General features: G+C 63.1%; 15 protein-coding genes. 12 read left to right on the forward strand and 3 right to left on the reverse strand.

Annotation, left to right across the window (positions count from 1 at the left end; translation table 11 throughout):
- Positions 1 to 94 precede the first annotated feature (94 nt).
- From rplQ to CK221_RS10195, 8 genes are all read left to right on the forward strand, one after another.
- Positions 95 to 526, forward strand: a complete 432-nt coding sequence (gene rplQ, locus CK221_RS10160; RefSeq protein WP_066989613.1) for a 50S ribosomal protein L17 — start codon at positions 95 to 97, stop codon at positions 524 to 526.
- Positions 527 to 716: 190 nt separating this feature from the next.
- Positions 717 to 2,210 (forward strand): DegQ family serine endoprotease, encoded by a 1,494-nt coding sequence (locus CK221_RS10165; RefSeq protein ID WP_095777625.1) that lies wholly within the window; start codon positions 717 to 719, stop codon positions 2,208 to 2,210.
- A gap of 44 nt (positions 2,211 to 2,254) precedes the next feature.
- Positions 2,255 to 3,562, forward strand: a complete 1,308-nt coding sequence (locus CK221_RS10170) for a replication-associated recombination protein A (RefSeq protein ID WP_095777626.1) — start codon at positions 2,255 to 2,257, stop codon at positions 3,560 to 3,562.
- Between the two features lie 206 nt (positions 3,563 to 3,768).
- On the forward strand, positions 3,769 to 4,599 hold the full coding sequence (locus CK221_RS10175; protein WP_095777627.1) for an aspartyl/asparaginyl beta-hydroxylase domain-containing protein: 831 nt from the start codon (positions 3,769 to 3,771) through the stop codon (positions 4,597 to 4,599).
- 121 nt (positions 4,600 to 4,720) lie between these two features.
- Positions 4,721 to 5,707, forward strand: coding sequence for an RluA family pseudouridine synthase (locus CK221_RS10180; RefSeq protein ID WP_067321449.1), 987 nt, complete (start codon positions 4,721 to 4,723; stop codon positions 5,705 to 5,707).
- A gap of 41 nt (positions 5,708 to 5,748) precedes the next feature.
- Positions 5,749 to 6,624, forward strand: coding sequence for a DMT family transporter (locus tag CK221_RS10185; protein WP_067321630.1), 876 nt, complete (start codon positions 5,749 to 5,751; stop codon positions 6,622 to 6,624).
- 10 nt (positions 6,625 to 6,634) lie between these two features.
- Entirely contained in the window at positions 6,635 to 7,426 is a 792-nt protein-coding gene (locus CK221_RS10190; protein WP_095777629.1) for an ATP12 family chaperone protein, read from the forward strand.
- Between the two features lie 179 nt (positions 7,427 to 7,605).
- Complete coding sequence (locus CK221_RS10195) at positions 7,606 to 9,495, forward strand: MFS transporter (protein WP_095777630.1); 1,890 nt, start codon at positions 7,606 to 7,608, stop codon at positions 9,493 to 9,495.
- A 77-nt stretch (positions 9,496 to 9,572) separates the two neighbouring features.
- On the opposite strand, the gene CK221_RS10200 is transcribed toward CK221_RS10195, so the two are convergent.
- Positions 9,573 to 9,767: a DUF2735 domain-containing protein gene (locus CK221_RS10200; protein WP_095777631.1), complete on the reverse strand. Its 195-nt coding sequence runs from the start codon at positions 9,765 to 9,767 to the stop codon at positions 9,573 to 9,575.
- Between the two features lie 308 nt (positions 9,768 to 10,075).
- On the opposite strand from CK221_RS10200, the gene CK221_RS10205 reads away from it, so the two are divergent.
- The gene (locus CK221_RS10205) at positions 10,076 to 11,116 is read left to right on the forward strand and encodes a glutamine synthetase beta-grasp domain-containing protein (protein WP_066989630.1); all 1,041 of its coding nucleotides are present in this window, start codon (positions 10,076 to 10,078) and stop codon (positions 11,114 to 11,116) included.
- A 241-nt stretch (positions 11,117 to 11,357) separates the two neighbouring features.
- Here the strand turns inward: CK221_RS10205 and glnA are convergent, their stop codons facing one another.
- Both glnA and CK221_RS10215 read right to left on the reverse strand, forming a co-directional pair.
- Positions 11,358 to 12,767 (reverse strand): type I glutamate--ammonia ligase, encoded by a 1,410-nt coding sequence (glnA, locus tag CK221_RS10210; RefSeq protein WP_066989632.1) that lies wholly within the window; start codon positions 12,765 to 12,767, stop codon positions 11,358 to 11,360.
- 60 nt (positions 12,768 to 12,827) lie between these two features.
- Entirely contained in the window at positions 12,828 to 13,166 is a 339-nt protein-coding gene (locus CK221_RS10215; RefSeq protein ID WP_006205430.1) for a P-II family nitrogen regulator, read from the reverse strand.
- A gap of 344 nt (positions 13,167 to 13,510) precedes the next feature.
- Here CK221_RS10215 and CK221_RS10220 point away from each other — a divergent pair, with 344 nt between their 5' ends.
- The 3 genes from CK221_RS10220 to CK221_RS30750 are packed head-to-tail and all read left to right on the forward strand — an operon-like array spanning position 13,511 to position 17,020.
- Positions 13,511 to 15,037: an NAD(P)H-hydrate dehydratase gene (locus CK221_RS10220; RefSeq protein ID WP_095777799.1), complete on the forward strand. Its 1,527-nt coding sequence runs from the start codon at positions 13,511 to 13,513 to the stop codon at positions 15,035 to 15,037.
- Positions 15,034 to 15,906 (forward strand): hypothetical protein, encoded by an 873-nt coding sequence (locus CK221_RS30745; RefSeq protein ID WP_245430604.1) that lies wholly within the window; start codon positions 15,034 to 15,036, stop codon positions 15,904 to 15,906. Before CK221_RS10220 ends, CK221_RS30745 begins: the two co-directional genes overlap by 4 nt.
- Positions 15,851 to 17,020 (forward strand): hypothetical protein, encoded by a 1,170-nt coding sequence (locus CK221_RS30750; RefSeq protein WP_245430605.1) that lies wholly within the window; start codon positions 15,851 to 15,853, stop codon positions 17,018 to 17,020. The genes CK221_RS30745 and CK221_RS30750 overlap by 56 nt, the downstream gene beginning before the upstream one ends.
- Position 17,021 lies beyond the last annotated feature (1 nt).

Here is a 17,021-nt window from a genome sequence, read left to right on the forward strand (position 1 = left end):
CAAGGATCGGCGGCGCGAGCCGCTCGATCCGACGGTCATGCGGAAAACCATCAGAGGCCGTGGCCTCTTGAACAACTAAAGAAGGAAAAGAGCCATGCGCCACGGTTTCAAAGGCCGTCGCTTCGCCCGCAGCGTGAGCCACCGCAAGTCGATGTTCGCCAACCTCGCCGTGTCTCTGATCGAGCACGAGCAGATCGTCACCACCCTGCCGAAGGCGAAGGACCTGCGTCCGATCGTCGAGAAGCTGGTGACGCTCGGCAAGCGCGGCGACCTGCACGCCCGCCGCCAGGTGATCGCGCAGATCGGCAATGAAGGCGTCGTCAAGCGCCTGTTCGAAACCATCGCACCGCGCTACGCCAGCCGCAACGGCGGCTACCTGCGCATCATGAAGGCGGGCTTCCGCCACGGCGACAATGCCGCCATGGCGGTCATCGAGTTCGTCGACCGCGACACCTCGGCCAAGGGCGCCGCCGACCGCGCGCGTCTCGAGGCCGAAGGCGGCGAAGAGGAAGCCGCGGCCGCATAAGGCCAGGTTTTCAGCGAATGAATTCAAGGGGCCTTCGGGGCCCCTTTTTCGTTCTGAAACCAGCGAGCAGGGCGAGCGGATTTTCGTTCTCGTTCTCACGCTTTTGCGCGACAAGCATCGTATTTCCGTGCATTAGCCTTTCATTCTGCACAATCGTCGGGACAATGGCGCCTGATCTGGAGGATTCGGAATGCACCTCAAACGGCTGTTTCTTATTGCGGTTTGCACGCTTGCCGCTTTCGCCGCGGCTCCTAGCGTCAGACAGGCATTCGCAGAAGATGCCGCCAAGCCGGCCGACCCTGGCCTTTCCGACGTGCTGACCGATCTCTTGCATGGCGTCGAGGGCGAGAACTCCACTTCCGGGCCCGACAAGCGCGTGCCGTTCGGCCGCGAGGAGGTGCAGCTTTCGTTTGCGCCGCTGGTCAAGCAGACGGCGCCGGCCGTGGTCAACGTCTATGCCTCGCAGACCGCAAAGGTGACCTCGCCGTTCGAGGGCGATCCCTTCTTCGAGGAGTTCTTCGGCCGCGCGCAGCCGCGCGCGCAGTCTTCGCTCGGTTCCGGCGTGCTGGTCGATCCGAGCGGCGTGATCGTCACCAACTACCATGTCATCAAGGATGCCGACGAGGTGAAGGTCGCGACGGCCGACGGGCGCGAGTTCACATCCAAGGTGATGCTGAAGGACGAGACACTGGATCTTGCCGTGCTCAAGATTTCCGCCGACAAGCCGTTCCCGGTGATCGCCATCGGCGATTCCGACGCGCTTGAGGTCGGCGACCTGGTGCTCGCCATCGGCAATCCCTTCGGCGTCGGCCAGACGACCACCAGCGGCATCGTTTCGGCGCTTGCCCGCAGCCATATCGGCGTTTCCGATTCCGGCTATTTCATCCAGACCGATGCCGCCATCAATCCCGGCAATTCCGGCGGCGCGCTGATCAACATGGGCGGCCAACTGGTCGGCATCAACACGGCTATCTATAGCCGCAGCGGCGGCTCGATCGGTATCGGTTTCGCCATTCCGTCGAACATGGTCAGGGCTTTCGCCGACGCCGCCAAGGCCGGCCTGGATTTCTTCGAGCGGCCCTATATCGGCGCCGAGTTTGAAGCCGTGACACCGCAGATCGCGGAATCGCTCGGCATGGAAAAGCCGACCGGCGCGTTGGTCTCGTCGGTCGATGCGGCCGGACCGGCCGGCAAGGCGGGGCTCAAGCCGGGCGACGTCGTGCTGTCGCTCAACAAGACGCCGGTCGAAAGCATCGAGGCGCTGGACTACCGCATGGCGACGCTGTCGATCGGTACGAAGGCGACCTTCGCCGTACTGAGCAAGGGCCAGCAGGCAACGCTCGAGATTGCGCTGGAGCGCGCCCCCGAAGGCGCGAAGGCGAGCGAGGTCACGCTGCATGGCCGCAGCCCCTTCGCCGGCGCCAAGGTGGCAGAGCTTTCGCCGCGCCTTGCCCAGCGTCTCGGGCTGCGCACCGACATGAAGGGGGTCACCGTGGTCGACATCAACCGCGATTCACCGGCCGCCGATTTCGGCTTCCAACCGGGCGATATCGTGCGCGAAGTGAACGGCACCAGCATCGATAAGGCGGCGACGCTGGCACAGATTGCGCAGCAGGACACGCGGTGGTGGCGGTTTACCGTCGAGCGCGGTGGGCAGATACTGCGCCAAGTGTTGCGTTACTGAGCAGGCTCTGGAAAAGGGGCCGCGTTCCAACCAAATAAAAGTGCATGGCCGATCTGTTCAGCGTCGATGAACCGGAGAAGGCGCCGCCTGGCCGGCCGCTGGCTGACCGGTTGCGCCCGAAGACCCTTGGCGAGGTCGTTGGCCAGGAGCACTTGACCGGCCCGGATGGCGCGCTGACGCGGCTGATCAATTCCGGCACGCTCGGCTCGATGATTTTCTGGGGCCCGCCCGGCACCGGCAAGACGACGGTGGCGCGGTTGCTCGCCGGCGAAACCCACCTCGCCTTCGAGCAGATATCGGCGGTGTTTTCCGGCGTCGCCGACCTGAAGAAAGTGTTCGAGGCAGCAAAATTGCGCCGGACCAATGGCCGCCAGACGCTGCTCTTCGTCGACGAGATCCATCGCTTCAACCGCGCCCAGCAGGACGGTTTTTTGCCGGTCATGGAAGACGGCACGGTGGTGCTGGTCGGCGCCACGACGGAGAACCCATCCTTCGAGCTGAACGCGGCGCTTCTGTCCCGCGCGCGGGTGCTCGTCTTCCGCTCGCTGGACGAGGAGAGCATCGCCAAGCTGCTGGAGCGGGCCGAGGCGACCGAGGGCAGGGCGCTGCCGCTCGACGACGAGGCGCGGGCCATGCTGATCCGCATGAGCGATGGCGACGGTCGTGCCTCGCTGACGCTCGCCGAGGAGGTCTGGCGCGCCGCCAAGCCGGGCGAGGTGTTTGGGCCCGAAGGCCTGCAGCGCGTCATCCAGCGTCGCGCGCCGATCTACGACAAGGGCCAGGACGGCCACTACAACCTGATCTCGGCGCTGCATAAATCAGTACGCGGCTCGGATCCGGACGCCGCGCTGTATTACCTCGCCCGCGTGTTCGATGCCGGTGAGGATCCGCTCTATCTCGGCCGCCGGCTGGTGCGCATGGCGGTGGAAGATATCGGGCTTGCCGATCCGCAGGCCCTGGTCGTCGCCAATGCCGCAAAGGACGCCTACGATTATCTCGGCTCGCCCGAGGGCGAACTCGCCTTCGCCGAGGCCACCGTCTATCTCGCCACCGCGCCCAAGTCGAACGCCGTCTACACCGCCTTCAAGGCGGCGACACAAGCGGCCAAGGAATTCGGCTCGCTGCTGCCGCCCAAGCACATCCTCAATGCGCCAACCAAGCTGATGAAGGAAGAGGATTACGGCGCCGGCTACCGCTACGACCACGACGAGCCGGATGCCTTTTCCGGCCAGGACTATTTCCCGGAAAAGATGGGCCGCCGCACTTTCTACGATCCGCCCGAGCGCGGCTTCGAGCGCGAGGTCAAGAAGCGGTTGGAATACTGGGCAAAGCTGCGCAAAGAGCGGGAATAGCCGCTTCCGCGGCTCGGCGAGCCCGGGTGCTTCGCGGCGAAGCTTCGTCGGCATGACAGCAAAGTCGAGATGCTGGCGCGATCGTGAGCGGGCAAACCTGTTCCAGATTGTGCCGCGTCATGAAAAATCCTATGAAGGCGCACGGCTGGCGGGGGTCGCCGTGATTTGGCTCATGCGAACAGGATCGCGCTCCCAGGCGAAAGACTATGACAAAGCAAACCCGTAAGACTCTTCGTCAGGCTGCTATCGCAGTCCCGCTTCTCGCGCTTGGCTTTTATTTTATCCCGATCCTGACCACGATCTGGATCGTCTGCGGTCTGATCGACGTGATGCGCAATGCAAACAAGGATCTGTCGTTGTTCCGCGGCTATTTCCTCGGCAACGGCATCTTCACCTGGCTGCTGTCGCCGTTCAACCTTTTGGTCGACCTGCTTTGCTATCGGAACCCGGGCGTATGGAAGCTGGAGCAGTTCCCCGCAGACTATCAGCGCGAGGTCAACGAGGTTCTCGACGTCTTCAAGACTCGCAAGGACGAGATTATCGCCGATATCGACGCCAATTTCGGCACCGGTCGGCGCGGCATGTACGTCTATCAGTGGTATGGCAAGCACAAGATCGACAACGTCGCGGAATTCAACAAGGACTTCAAATACATCAAGACCATCGCGGTCTCAGTCTTCAGAGGCAAGGAATCGACTTCCTGGCATTTCGGGCCGCTACGGCTCAGCCTGCGCATCCTCTACAACCTGTTGCCGGTCAAGGCTGAGATTTTCGTCGAGTGCAACGGCGCCAGGAACTACTGGCATGACAACCCGCTTTACATTTTCGACGACACGCTGCTGCACCGTTCGGTGAACGAATATGACGGACGCCGCTACTGCGTGTTCATGGATATCGTCCGTCCATCGCCATTCCCCGGCCTGATCGCCAACCTTCTCGCCATCGTCTCGGTCAGCGTCGAGCGCATCAATTCCATGTTCTACAAGAACTGGAAGATGATCGGCTCGTCCAAGGCCAAGAAGGCGGCCGCAAACTGAAGCTCCGCGCCCGCGGCTCCGCAACGCTCTTTGGCGCGATCTTTGTCCGTTGTTGGGTCTTTGGCTCGCAACCTCTCTGCCTTAGTGCTATGGCGCCGCCTTCAAACGGAAAAGCGTAACCATGGCAGGTGTCGAACAAATCACGGTGGAGGCCGGCGAAGCGGGCATGCGGCTCGACCGCTGGTTCAAGGTCCATTATCCGGGCCTCGGCTTCGGTCACCTGCAAAAGCTCTTGCGCTCGGGCCAGGTCCGCGTTGATGGCGGCCGCGTGAAGGCCGACACGCGCGTCGAGCCCGGGCAGACCGTGCGCATTCCGCCGCTCGAAGTCGACAAGAAGGGCGACGCCCCACTCACCGGCCATTCGATCCGCAACCAGGGCGATGCCGATGTGCTGGCCAAGATGCTGCTGCACGAGGACCCGAAGGTCTTCGTCTTCAACAAGCCGGCCGGGCTTGCCGTGCAGGGCGGCTCCGGCGTCACGCGCAATGTCGACGACATGCTGGAGGCCTGGCGCAACCAGAAGGGCGAGAAGCCGCGCCTCGTCCATCGCCTCGACCGTGACACTTCCGGTGTGCTGGTCGTTGCCCGCACCCGCCTTGCCGCGATGAAGCTGTCGGAAGCGTTCCGGGCGCGCGAGACGAAGAAAACCTATTGGGCCTTGGTCAAGGGCGTGCCGCCGAAGCGCGAGGACAAGATCTCGACATGGCTGGTCAAGGAGGCGACGCCGGACGGCGACCGCGTGCGCATCGCCAAGCATGGCGAGAAGGGCGCCGACCATGCCGTTTCCTATTACCGCGTCGTCGAGCAGGCGGCGCAGTCGCTGTCCTGGCTGGAAATGGAACCCTATACCGGCCGCACCCACCAGCTTCGCGTCCATGCCGCCCATATCGGCTGCCCGATCATCGGCGATCCCAAATATTTCGAGGCCGACACCAATTGGGAGTTTCCCGGCGGCATCCAGAACCGCCTTCATCTTCACGCGCGCCGCATCGTTATCCCGCATCCAGACCAGGGCGTCATCGATGTTACCGCGCCGATGCCGCCGCATATGCGCCAAAGCTGGAACTTGCTCGGCTTCGATGAGCAGAGCGCGGAGGACGACAATTGAGCGGTGCTGCCGATACATTCGGCCGACGCGAGGCGGTCGACATGACCGCGGCCGCCATGATGGTCGGGCTGACATTGTCCTGGGGCCTGAACTACGTCGCCGCCAAGGTCTCCTATGCCGGCTACGATCCGGTCTTCGTCTCGATCGCGCGCTCGATCATCGGCGGGCTGTGCGTTCTCGGCTGGTGCCGGTTGCGCGGCATCAAGCTGTTTGAAGCGGATGGGACGCTCAGCGCCGGTATTGTCGTCGGCGTGCTCTTCGGCGTCGAGTTCCTGTTTCTCTATATCGGGCTGGAATACACGACCGTCGCTCGCAACACGCTGTTGGTCAACACCATGCCGTTCTGGGTCCTGATCGGCGGCCATTTTTTGCTCGGCGAGCGCATCAACGCGCGCAAGCTTGGGGGCCTCGTGCTTGCTTTCTGCGGGCTTCTGGCCGTGTTCTCAGACGGCATCTTCGCCGGCAATGACGCGACGCTGACGGGCGATCTGCTCAGTCTTGGCTCGGGCATCCTGTGGGCGTTGACCAGCATCGTCATCAAGCGATCGAAGTTGGTCGAGACCAGCGCCGAGAAGCTTCTGCTCTATCAGCTGGCGGGCGCTGCCGTCGTCGGCGCCCTTGTGATGCCGTTCGCCGGCCCGCCGATCCGCGAAATCGCTGCATTGCCGACACTGGCATTGATGTTCCAGTCTTTCTATATCGTCGCTTTCACCTATGTTTTGTGGTTCTGGCTGCTCACGCGCTATCCGGCGGCGGGCCTGTCCAGCTTCGCCTTCCTGTCGCCGGTGTTCGGCGTTCTGTGCGGCGCCGTGCTTTTGGGCGAGCCGCTGACGATCAGGATCTTCCTGGCACTGGGCCTGATCGCGGCCGGGCTGATCATCGTCAATCGGCCGTCGCGCAAGCAGGTCCCAGCGTAAGGAGTTCGAGATGCGCGACATCCTCAACGACCTCGAAGCGGGAAAGCAGCTTTCAGATCCCGATCCGGTGCGCCGCGCCCAGATCCAGATGAAGACGCCGCTGCCGAAGCGCTTCTACGAGGCGGTTTCGGTAGTGCCGGTCGAAGGCGGTTTTGCCGTCCATCTGGACGGCAGGCCGGTCCGCACGCCGGGAAAGGCGCTGCTGGTGTTGCCGACTGAAGGAGCCGCGACGCTGGTTGCTGACGAATTTTCCGCCCAGCGCGAGATCATCGACCCTGTGACCATGCCGGTGATGCGCCTTGCCAACACGGCACTCGACGGTGTGGCCAGCGACCCGCAAGCGGTGCTGGAGGATGTCCTGCGCTTCGCTTCGTCGGACCTGCTTTGCTACCGAGCCGATGGCCCGCAGGGGCTGGTAGACCGTCAGAACAGGCTCTGGGATCCGGTTCTCGATTGGGCAAGAAGCAACCTCGGCGTGCGCTTCAACCTCGCCGAAGGTGTCATCCATGTCGAGCAGCCGCGCGAGACGATCGCCGTCCTTGGCGCTCATCTTGCCCAGCGCGCCGAGCCGCTGCGTCTGGCCGCGATCCACGTCATGACCTCGCTGACCGGCTCAGCGCTGCTGGCGCTTGCCGTCGACTTCGGCGAGCTCGACGGCGAGGAGGCCTGGGCCGCCGGCCATGTCGACGAAGACTGGCAGATCGAGCACTGGGGCCAGGATGCCGAAGCCGTCGCGCGCCGCTCCGCCCGCATGCGCGACATGATGGCGGCAGTCAGCCTGCTTGAGGCGCTCAAAGCCTGAGCTCCGCTTCGCATTGCATCTAATACCAAAGTCATAATCCCATCGTCGCGGTGCCTTTCCGGGGCGCTTTCTGCCATTTTTTCCTTCGTTGGCCGCGTTTTTGAGTCCGCGTTCGGAGGAATTGCGGACGGTGGCGCGCAGCCATCGAGGACAGACGGGATCCACGGGAGGATATATCAATGGCAATGGCATCGACCGCCGGCGGAAAAAGCCGCGGCATGACGCGGGAGGAAAAGAAGGTCATCTTCGCCTCCTCGCTCGGTACCGTTTTCGAATGGTACGATTTCTATCTTTACGGTTCGCTGGCCGCCTTCATCGGCGCGACCTTCTTCAGCCCGACCATCCCCGAGGCGACGCGCAACATCTTCGCGCTGCTGGCTTTCGCCGCCGGCTTCCTCGTCCGTCCCTTCGGCGCGCTTGTGTTCGGCCGCATCGGCGACCTCGTCGGCCGCAAATACACCTTCCTCGTCACCATGACGATCATGGGCCTGTCGACCTTCCTGGTCGGCCTGCTGCCCGGCTATGCCAGCTGGGGCATCGCGGCACCGGTGATCCTGATCGGGCTGCGCATGCTGCAGGGGCTGGCGCTTGGCGGCGAATATGGCGGTGCCGCAACCTATGTCGCCGAGCACGCGCCGGACGATCGCCGCGGCTTCTACACCTCCTGGATCCAGACGACGGCAACGCTCGGCCTATTCCTGTCGCTGATCGTCATCCTCATCGTCCAGGGTTCGCTCAGCAAGGAAACCTACGCTGCCTGGGGCTGGCGCATTCCCTTCATCGTCTCCTTCCTGCTGCTTGCCATCTCGATCTGGATCCGGCTGTCGCTTTCGGAGTCGCCGACCTTCCAGCGCATGAAAGAGGAGGGCAAGGGCTCCAAGGCGCCGCTGTCAGAAGCCTTCGGCCAGTGGAAGAACGCCAAGATCGCGCTTCTGGCGCTGCTCGGCCTCACCGCAGGCCAGGCCGTGATCTGGTACAACGGCCAGTTCTACGCGCTGTTCTTCCTGCAGAACGTGCTGAAGGTCGACGCGTGGTCGGTCAACGTCATGATCGCGATCGCGCTTGCCGTCGGCTCGATCTTCTTCGTCGTGTTCGGCTGGCTGTCCGACAAGATCGGCCGCAAGCCGATCATCATGGCCGGCCTTGCTTTGGGAATCGTCTGCACCTTCCCGCTGTTCAAGGCGCTGACCTGGGCCGCCAATCCGGCGCTGGCCACCGCACAGCAAAACACGCGCGCAACGGTGACCGCGGCCCCCGGCGACTGCAGGTTCCAGTTCAATCCGGTCGGCACGGCGAAGTTCACGACATCCTGCGATATCGCGACCTCGTTCCTGACCAAGAACTCGGTGCCTTACGACGTCGTTTCGACGGCGGCACCCGGCACCGCCGCCACGGTCAAGATCGGCAACGAGACGGTGCAGTCCTATGACGCCGTCGCCGCCGGCGATCAGGCCAAGGCCACGGAGGCCGCCTTCCAAAAGGCAGTCAACATGTCTCTGCAGGATGGCGGTTATCCGCTGAAGCGGGCCGCGGCCAAGGTGCCGGACCAGAAGCTCGACGCCTTCGTCGCAGCCAATCCGGAATTGAAGCTCGATGCGGCGGCGATCCGCGGCGGCGAGAAGACGACCGTTCCGACCGACAAGGCGGTCGCCGACAAGCTGCTGACCAAGGAGGAAGCGGCCGGCGCCCCCGAGGTCACTGTCTACAACATCCCGGGCGGTGGTGCCTTTGCCATGGTCGCCGATCCGGAGGCGGTGAATTGGCCGGTGACGATCGGCATCCTGTTCATCTTGGTCGTGTTCGTGACCATGGTCTACGGGCCGATCGCCGCGATCCTGGTCGAGATGTTCCCGACCCGCATCCGCTATACCGGCATGTCGCTGCCTTACCATATCGGCAATGGCTGGTTCGGCGGCCTGCTGCCGGCAACGGTGTTCGCGCTTAGCGCCTACAAGGGCGACATCTATTACGGCCTCTGGTACCCAGTGGTGATCGCCGCGATGTCGCTGATCATCGGCATGATCTTCGTCAGGGATACGCTGGGCACCGATCTGGACGCCAAGCAGTAGCCGATCCTCGGCAAATGAAGAGCCCGGCGCGAGCGATCGCGCCGGGCTCTTTCTCGTCTCGAGCTGGAAAGAATTGGTCAGCTCTTGCGCTGCTTGTGTTCTTCCTCGATTGCCGCCTGATGGTACCAGCCGTCGAAATCTGCGTGCGTATTGCGCAACGAGGCAAGCTCTGCCGCGAATTTCGCCTTCGCGCCTAAATTTGAGGCAGACGCCCGGCCTGCAAGCGGGAACATCAGGATCCTTGCCGACGGACGGGACGTGGTGACTTCCATTGGCGGCCTCCTACCTCTTCAGGAGCAAGTCGATTCAAATCTGTTCCCAAGATAGGTTCTGCGATTCATTTAGGCAATATGCTCACAAAAAGATCAGCCGTTGCACAACATTTATGCAGAAAGCGCGCCTGAACGATCGCCGCGCATTGCTGCGCAGGCTCAGTAAAATCAACGCTTTGCGATGACCATTTTGCCGCACCCTGGACGAGGAGAGTGGCATATGAATTGCATTTTAGCGCACGGCAGGCCGGCTCGGTCCGGCCATGCGTTGATGCCGCCCCGGCGTCCAAGCAACGAGAGGCACTGGAATGACCAAATACAAACTCGAGTATATTTGGCTCGACGGCTACACCCCGACCCCCAATCTGCGCGGCAAGACCCAGATCAAGGAGTTTGCCGAGTTCCCGACGCTCGAGCAGCTGCCACTGTGGGGCTTCGACGGCTCTTCCACGAACCAGGCCGAAGGCCGCAGCTCCGACTGCGTGCTGAAGCCGGTCGCGCTCTATCCGGATCCGGCGCGCACCAACGGCGTTCTCGTCATGTGCGAAGTCATGATGCCCGATGGCGTCACCCCGCATGCATCGAACAGCCGCGCGACCATCCTCGACGACGAGGACGCCTGGTTCGGCTTCGAGCAGGAATATTTCTTCTACAAGGATGGCCGCCCGCTCGGCTTCCCCGAGAGCGGCTATCCGGCGCCGCAGGGACCTTATTACACCGGCGTCGGCTACAAGAATGTCGGCGATGTCGCGCGCCAGATCGTCGAGGAGCATCTCGACCTCTGTCTCGCCGCCGGCATCAATCATGAAGGCATCAACGCCGAAGTGGCCAAGGGCCAGTGGGAGTTCCAGATCTTCGGCAAGGGTTCCAAGAAAGCCGCCGACCAGATCTGGATGGCGCGCTACCTGCTGCTGCGCCTTACCGAAAAGTACGGCATCGACATCGAGTTCCACTGCAAGCCGCTTGGCGATACCGATTGGAACGGCTCGGGCATGCACTGCAACTTCTCGACCAAGTACATGCGCGAAGTCGGCGGCAAGGCCTATTTCGAGGCGCTGATGGCCCAGTTCGAAAAGAACCTGATGGATCACATCGCCGTCTATGGTCCGGACAACGACAAGCGCCTGACCGGCAAGCATGAGACCGCGCCTTGGAACAAGTTCTCCTATGGCGTTGCCGACCGCGGTGCCTCGATCCGCGTGCCGCACTCCTTCATCAAGAACGACTACAAGGGCTATCTGGAAGACCGCCGCCCGAACTCCCAGGGCGACCCCTACCAGATCGCCTCGCAGGTCTTGAAGACGATCTCGGAGGTCGCGACCGACGCGAAGGTCTCGGCTGCGGCGTGATGCCTTAAATGCGTCGGCGGCATTCCCCGCCAGACCATCGAAGATTAAAAAGCCCTGGCGAAAATGCCGGGGCTTTTTTTAGGCCTGGCTTGCTTGGCGGCGATGAGATCCGTGCTCTCGCGACAGTGCTGGCCTGCTGTTCTGACGAGGCCCGTCCTGCGGCCTTTCCGCCCTCTGGCGAGCTGTTCACGAAAAAACCCCGGCTTTCGCCGGGGTTGTTTTCTGTCGGGAATGCAGTCGCTTACACCGAATAGTACATGTCGTACTCGACCGGGTGCGGGGTCATTTCGAAGCGCATCACCTCGGCCATCTTGAGCTCGATGTAAGAGTCGATCTGGTCGTCGTCGAACACGCCGCCTGCCTTCAGGAAGCCGCGGTCCTTGTCGAGGTTCTGCAACGCTTCGCGCAGGGAGCCGCAGACCGTCGGGATCTTCTTCAATTCCTTCGGCGGCAGGTCGTAGAGATCCTTGTCCATCGGCTGTCCGGGATGAATCTTGTTCTTGATGCCGTCGAGACCCGCCATCAGCATGGCGGCAAAGCCGAGATAGGGGTTCGCGCCCGGATCGGGGAAGCGGACCTCGACGCGCTTCGACTTCGGCGAGGAGCCGAACGGAATGCGGCAGGAGGCCGAACGGTTGCGCGCCGAATAGGCGAGCAGCACCGGCGCTTCGTAACCCGGCACCAGACGCTTATAGGAGTTGGTGAGCGGGTTGGTGAAGGCATTGATCGCCTTGGCGTGCCTGATGATGCCGCCGATGTAGAAGAGGCAGGTTTCCGACAAGCCGGCGTATTCGTTGCCGGCGAAGGTCGGCTTGCCGCCCTTCCAGATCGACTGGTGCACGTGCATGCCCGAGCCGTTGTCGCCGAACACCGGCTTCGGCATGAAAGTGGCCGTCTTGCCATAGGCATTGGCGACCTGGTGCACGACATACTTATAGATCAGCATCTTGTCGGCGTTGCGCACCAGCGTGTCGAACTTGATGCCGAGTTCGTGCTGGGCGGCCGCGACCTCGTGGTGATGCTTTTCGACGCGCACGCCCATTTCGGCGAGCACTGTCAGCATCTCGGAACGCATGTCCTGGCAGGAGTCGATCGGCGGCACAGGGAAGTAGCCGCCCTTGATGCGCGGCCGATGGCCGAGATTGCCGGTCTCATAGTCGGTGTCGTCGTTGGACGGAAGCTCGGTCGAGTCCAGGCGGAACCCGGTGTTGTAGGGGTCGGCCTTGTACTTGACGTCATCGAACACGAAGAACTCGGCTTCGGGGCCGACATAGATGGTGTCGCCGATGCCTTCCGACTTCATGTAGGCTTCGGCCTTCTTGGCGGTGCCGCGCGGGTCGCGATTGTAGGCCTCGCCCGAGATCGGATCGAGGATGTCGCACAGGATGACCATGGTCGACTGGGCGAAGAACGGATCCATGTGGACCGTATCCGTGTCCGGCATCAGCACCATGTCGGACTCGTTGATCGCCTTCCAGCCCGCGATCGAGGAGCCGTCGAACATGACGCCGTCGGCGAACATGTCTTCCTCGACCTCCACGACGTCCATCGTCACATGCTGCAGCTTGCCCCTCGGATCGGTGAAGCGCAGGTCGACGAATTTTACATCGTTGTCCTTGATCTGCTTCATGATGTCTTTGGCTGTCGTCATGTCATGTATCCCTGTGTGCTGACGTTTTTTGATGATGACGGTTCAGGAAGACGGGTGGAGTCAGACCGCGTCCATGCCGGTCTCGCCGGTGCGGATGCGGACGACTTCCTCGATGTTGGAGACGAAGATCTTGCCGTCGCCGATGCGGCCGGTCTGCGCCGCCTTGCGTATGGCTTCGATGGCGCCTTCGACGGCGTCGTCGCCGAGCACGACCTCGATCTTCACCTTGGGCAGGAAGTCGACGACATATTCGGCGCCCCGATAAAGCTCGGTATGGCCCTTCTGCCGACCGAAACCCTTGGCCTCGGTGACGGTGATGCCTTGCAGCCCGGCCTCCTGAAGCGCTTCCTTCACTTCGTCCAGCTTGAATGGCTTGATGATCGCTTCGATCTTTTTCATGTAGAAAGTGGCCTCCACTGCCAAAGAGACGGGTTGCGCGCCCCGCTTGCGCCTTCATCAAGCACGAAGCGTGCCAATTACCAGAGGTTGAGGGCGGTATCGGGCGATTTCCATGCCTTGCCGCATCCGAATGCAAATCCGCGTCATCCGCTGCATCGGATGCGTCATCGACGCCCAAAGCCTATACATCGCTCCTCCATCCGTCTGCGCAAAACTTGAGCAGATAGCGCAATTTGCAGGCAGATTCCCCTCCGGGCGCCACCGCTTTGGGATGCATAGCCCGCCGCTGTTTGCTTCGAGCCGCAAATCGGACAATGCTTGATCGGATGGAGATCGGCAATCCCATGCGCAATGAACTTCTTTCCCCGTCCGAAATGGCCGAAGCCGACCGGCTGGCGATCGCACAAGGTCCGCTCGACGGCTACGGATTGATGCGCCGGGCCGGCGAGGCCTTGGCGGCCGTGCTCATGGCGCGCTATCCGGCGGCGGCAAGGGTGCACATGCTTTGCGGACCCGGCAACAATGGCGGCGACGGCTATGTCGTGGCGAGCCTGCTCCGGAAGAGCGGTGTCGACGTTGCGTTGTGGAGATCGGGCGAACCGCGCGCGGGCAGCGATGCCGCGCTGGCTGCAGCCGATTGCCCGTTGGAGCCACGACCGCTATCTGCCTTCGCGGCCGAACCGGGATCGCTGGTGGTCGACGCGCTGTACGGAGCGGGGCTCTCGAAGGCACTGTCGGGCGATGCCGGCCGGGCCGTCCAGGTCGTTACGGATCTCGGCTTGCCGGTCGTCGCCGTGGACCTGCCCTCGGGCGTTTCCGGCGAAAGCGGCGCCATCCTCGGCAGCGCATTTCGGGCGGCGGTTACCGTGACGTTCGCGCGAAAGAAACCGGGCCATCTGCTGCTGCCGGGGCGGGAAATGAGCGGCGAGATCGTGCTCGCCGATATCGGCATCGATGACGACGTCATCGCTCGAGTCGCGCCGCGCACTTTCGAGAATGCGCCGGTGGTCTGGCTGCCTGTCGTTCCGGTTCCGGCCGTCGATGCGCATAAATATAAGCGCGGTCTTGCCAGTGTCTTTTCGGGCGGTCCTGCGGCCACCGGTGCCGCGCGCCTGTCGGCGCTCGCAGCCGCAAGAAGCGGGGCCGGGGCGGTGACGGTGCTGTCGCCGGCGAACGCCATGCAGGTCAATGCCGCTCATCTGACATCGATCATGCTGCGCAAGGTCGACGCGGTTGCCGATCTCGGTGCGTTCCTTGCCGACAGCCGCCCCTCGTCCTTTGTGCTCGGCCCGGGGTTTGGCATCGGCGAAAAGGCGCGCGATTTTGCCGTTGCGCTGCTCGGCGCCGGGCACGCGCAGGACACCGGCGTTGAAGGGCTGGTGCTCGACGCCGACGGCATCACCTCGTTTCGCGACGAGCCTGAGACGCTTTTCCAGGCTGCCCGAAAGTCCGGCGCTCCGGCGCTGGTGATGACGCCGCATGAAGGCGAGTTCGGCAGGCTGTTTCCTGAGATCGCGGGCGACAAGGCTCTTTCCAAACTCGGCAAGACCCGCGTGGCGGCGGCGCGAGCCAACGCCGTCATCGTCTACAAAGGCGCCGACACGGTGATCGCAGCACCAGACGGCCGCGCCGCGATCAACGGCAATGGCGCGCCGTGGCTTGCCACCGCGGGTTCGGGCGACGTGCTGGCGGGCATCATCGCCGGACTCCTGGCACAAGGCATGCCGGCGTTCGAAGCGGCCTGCGCGGCTGTCTGGATACACGCCGAAGCCGGCAGCCGGTTCGGACCCGGCCTGATCGCCGAGGATTTGCCTTTGGCGATGGTGCCTGTGCTGCACGCGTTGGTCGAGAATGGGATGGCTGCCCGATGATGAGGCTGGCGATCCTTGTCGCGGTCGCTGCCATCGCTGTTCTTGGCGTGCGGGCGGCTGATGCTGCCGGTCGTCCGGTCACGGTCGTGGACGATCCGCAGGTGCTCGCCAAGCTCGACGCCGATGGCTTCGGATTCGCCGATATTTTTGGCATCAGCGGCAAGGACGATCTGAAAACGCTCTATGACGCGGCGCCGGCCTACCACGCCATCGTCGACACCGTAGCGGCCGATGTCGCAGCACTGCGCGCCGACCTGAAAGCAGGCGGCCGGCCGCTCTATGAGGTGACCGACGGCAATGTCGGCCGCATCATCGACATGCGCTGGCTGAAGACCGACGCGGCGCGTTTCCGGCAGGTCGGCGTCGTCAACCGGCTCGACCGGCGTGACTTCGCAAAGCTCGGTGGGGAAGCGGGCTGCGGCGAGGTGCGCTTCATCTACCGCCTTGCCTATAGTTTCAGGAAGAACGGCAAGGTGTTGGCCTCGAGCTGCCGTTCAATTGCAATGCCATCTACCGCGCAGCTCCCGACACCGACGGCGGCTGTACCGGCGTCGCCGGGCGCTGGACGCCGCAGATCGACGAAGCGGCGGATGCCGGGTGGCTGTCCGGCGGACCGCTGGATAAAGCGAGCCTCTCCTTCAAGCAGCTCGAACTCAACGCTCAGGTGGTGCGCTTTCCTTCCGGCCAGGAGACCGAATTTGGCGGTCAGGCCGCCTATCGACGGCACCACAATCAGCCAGAAACCGCTCGAAAATACGCCGGACACCATCCGCCTTGCGCAAGACGCGCGGTTGAAGGCGAGGCTTACGGACTATGTCCGCGCCAATGCCGGTGCAATCGATCGTCGGCGTTTACGAAATCCCGGATGAATTCCTAGCGAAGAAGGTCATCTCCTGGTCGACCTTCGGCAGTGCCAGGCAGGCCAATCATCCATTCACGCCACTGTTCGAACCGGAGGCGCTTGCCGGGGTCGACTATTCGAAACTGACATTGGCGCGCACGGCCGAAGCCTTGATCGAGCGGCTCGACAATGGCGCCTGCCAAGGTTGCCATCAGGCGGGCTCGACCGCCGGATTCAATTTCATCGGCCTCGACGATAGCACGACCTCGCCGCTCAACCGCATCGAAGTCGGCATCTCGCCGCCGCATCTCCATGCCGAGATTCCGCGCCGCGAGGCGTGGCTGCAGGCGACTGCGGAAGGCAAAGAAGCGAACGGGTTTCGCCCGTTGTCCTTCGCACCACCCGCCGCGTGGAAAGACACCGGCGAGATCGCCTATACGCCGGCCGAGACGACCATGCCGTGCCTGGTGCCGGAAGACGCCGCCCGCTTCGGCAGCAGCTGGCAATGCGGAGCCGGCACGGTCTGCACACCGATCGCGACCGATACAGGGGTTAGGACGAAACTGGCGCAATGCCTGCTGCCGAAGGAGAGCCGGAACATCTTTTCCGGCCATCCCTGCCTTGCCGGAACGATTGCCAGCGACACCGGGCAACCCTTCAACGACCGTTACAAGGTCACCGGCCAGTTCGCGGCCTTCGCGCCCGCCATTTCACGCACCGCCTATACCTGCCGGCCGCCCAAGATCGGTGTGCCAGGCGGCTTCGCCTATCGCGGCTGCGACGCGAAGGATCTGGCCTTCTCCGCTTTCAAGGCTGGCAAGCCGATGCCGAGCGAAATCTGCGGCCTGGTCGGCGGCAAGAAGTTCGATATTTGCGTGGCGACCAACAATTTCGACCAATGCCTCGGCGGAGCCGTCAATCGCGGTAACCGTCCGGCCTGCTCGGCCGATCGTTTCTGCCGCGAGGATTATATGTGCCAGTCGCTGCCGTCCGACACGCCGGGTGCTGCCAGGGTCAAGGGCATCGGCTTCTGCTCGCCGACCTATTTCCTGTTCCAGATGCGCATCGACAATCATGCGACGCCGTGGACGAACACCGCCCGCGCCAGCATGAGCGCGGGCTTTGGCGCCACAGAGGAGTAAG

The sequence above is a fragment of the Mesorhizobium sp. WSM3868 genome (assembly GCF_002294785.1).
Lineage (GTDB): Bacteria > Pseudomonadota > Alphaproteobacteria > Rhizobiales > Rhizobiaceae > Mesorhizobium.